Genomic DNA, 2,131 nt, shown 5'->3' with positions numbered 1-2,131 from the left:
CGTCGACCAGCGATTCACGGCAGCCGTACAGGTTGTCGAACTTGCTCTTGGTGACGGAGTCGTTCACGTTGATGGCCGGGAAGCGCAGCTCGCCACGCTGGGCCATCTGGTACAGGCGGTGCACGCCCGTGGTGGTCTCTTCGGTCACGCCCTTGATGGCGTCGAGGTTGCGGCTGTAGAAGGTCGCGTCCTTCGCGAGCTTCTCCTTGATGGCCGCGAACAGGAAAGTCTCTTCTTCGCTGGTCGGCTTGGCGATGACGGAGACATCCTTCTCAGCCTTGGCGCCCAGGTGCAGCAGGATCGTGGCGTCGCCGCCGTCATCCAGGATCATGTTGGGCGTGCCGCCGTCGGCCCATTCGAAGATGCGGTGCGTGAAGTCCCAGTATTCCTTGAGCGACTCGCCCTTGTACGCGAACACCGGCGTGCCCGACACCGCAATCGCGGCAGCGGCGTGGTCCTGCGTCGAGAAGATGTTGCACGAGGCCCAGCGCACGTCGGCGCCGAGTGCCTTGAGCGTCTCGATCAGCACGGCGGTCTGGATGGTCATGTGCAGCGAGCCGGCGATGCGCGCGCCGCGCAGCGGCTGCGTCACTGCAAACTCTTCGCGGATCGCCATCAGGCCCGGCATTTCGGTCTCGGCGATGGCGATTTCCTTGCGGCCCCAGTCGGCCAGCTTGATGTCGGCGACGAGGTAATCGTGTTTCAGGTCGGTCACAGCGTTCATTGGATCACTCCGGTAAGAAGGGTGACCGCACGCTGGGGAGAGTGCCGGCAAGACAGGGGGATAGCCCCAGTGCCGGATGGATGCGTTCTCGCCATCGTGTCAGCCACGATACTGCGAGCGCCGTTTGAACTTCCGAGCCTGGCGGCCGGCAGGTGGAAAAACAGGCCGGTCCGTTGCAACGCTCCTCGGAATGGGCTGGATTGTAGCGGATTCGAATGAACGCCACTACCGCCGGTTATTCGCCCAGCAGGATGTCCAGCATGCGTTGCGGATTGGCAAGGAAGTCGCGCGTCACTTGGAAGTGCTCGGTCTCCGCATAGGCGATGCGACGGATGCCTTCGCCGTCACATTGATAGATCCACGCGTCCGGATAGGCCATCAGGATGGGCGAGTGCGTCGCGATGACGAACTGGCTCTCTTCCTTGACCAAGTCGTGCAGACGCGACAGCACGGCCAACTGCCGTTGTGGCGAGAGCGCAGCTTCGGGTTCGTCGAGCAGGTAGAGGCCATTGCCGCCGAAGCGGTGAATCAGCAAGGCCATGAACGATTCGCCGTGCGACTGCGCGTGCAGCGACTTACCTCCGTACGAGGCGATGATGGGCGGTGCCGGATCCGGCTCCTCATCCATGCGCTGGATGGCGGTGGCCACGTTGTAGAAACTCTCTGCGCGCAGGAAGAATCCGGTACGTGGCTTGCGGAAACCCCGGGCGATGCGCAAGTGCGCATGCAGCTCGGAGTGCGATGCGTGCGTGCTGAAGTTGAAGTTGCGCGAGCCGCCCTCCGCGTTGAAGCCGAGCGCGACGGCAATCGCCTCCATCAGCGTGGACTTGCCCGAGCCATTCTCGCCGACCAGGAAGGTGATCTTCGGGTGCAGCTCGAGCGTGTCGAGCGCGCGCACGGCGGGCAGGCAGAACGGATACGCGTCGAACGAAGCGACCGTATCGCGCCGCAGCGTGACGTGGCTGACGAACTGGCGGGAGAGCATGGCGCGTGCACCGTGAGGGCAGTCGGATGTGCTCGCATCGTACCGCGAGCGCGCGGCCCATCGGCTCGGGCCATCGGCAGCCCCTAACGGCTGCCTGGCCGCGCTGTCAATGCGTGGGCGCTGCGCAAAACTTTCGATCCGGTTAGAAAGCGGCCCATCCGCATCACGGTTGTGCAACACGCGCCCATCAAAGTGCCGGGCATCGTTCAGGGAGCCACGATGCACAACCACAAACTTTCGATGTATGCCGCCGCCGTTGCGGCTGCGCTCGCGCTGTCGACGCTTGCGGCGTGCGGCAGCGACGGCACGTCCACCACCGGCAGCGCCATGCCGGACGCCGGCGCGCCCACCAGCCCGAACGGCCCGACCAAGAACGTCGTGTTCTTCCTCGGCGACGGCATGGGCCTGACCACCATGACCGC

General features: G+C 64.5%; 2 protein-coding genes, 1 pseudogene and 1 riboswitch. Of the genes and pseudogenes, 1 reads left to right on the top strand and 2 read right to left on the bottom strand.

All coding sequences use genetic code 11. From position 1 onward, the window contains the following. On the bottom strand, nucleotides 1–724 hold a 724-nt coding region (locus QZ609_RS26630), incomplete at its 3' end, for an adenosylhomocysteinase (protein ID WP_295501568.1). A gap of 108 nt (nucleotides 725–832) precedes the next feature. Next, nucleotides 833–917, bottom strand: a riboswitch (S-adenosyl-L-homocysteine riboswitch). A gap of 42 nt (nucleotides 918–959) precedes the next feature. Next, nucleotides 960–1,709 carry an AAA family ATPase gene (locus tag QZ609_RS26625; protein ID WP_295501563.1) on the bottom strand — a complete coding sequence of 250 codons (750 nt, stop codon included), beginning with the start codon at nucleotides 1,707–1,709 and terminating at the stop codon, nucleotides 960–962. A 219-nt stretch (nucleotides 1,710–1,928) separates the two neighbouring features. Here QZ609_RS26625 and QZ609_RS26620 point away from each other — a divergent pair. Next, a pseudogene (locus QZ609_RS26620) lies at nucleotides 1,929–2,131 on the top strand (alkaline phosphatase); the annotation flags it as partial.

The organism is uncultured Ralstonia sp. (genome assembly GCA_913056305.1).
In the GTDB taxonomy this organism is placed as follows: domain Bacteria; phylum Pseudomonadota; class Gammaproteobacteria; order Burkholderiales; family Burkholderiaceae; genus Ralstonia.
Note: the sequence above shows the minus strand (reverse complement) of the source record. Positions and strands in the feature narration are given on the sequence as shown.

Coding starts and splice junctions, on each gene's coding strand:
- QZ609_RS26625 (WP_295501563.1), bottom strand. CDS start 1,709: ATGCTCTCCCGCCAGTTCGTCAGCCACGTCACGCTGCGGCGCGATACG.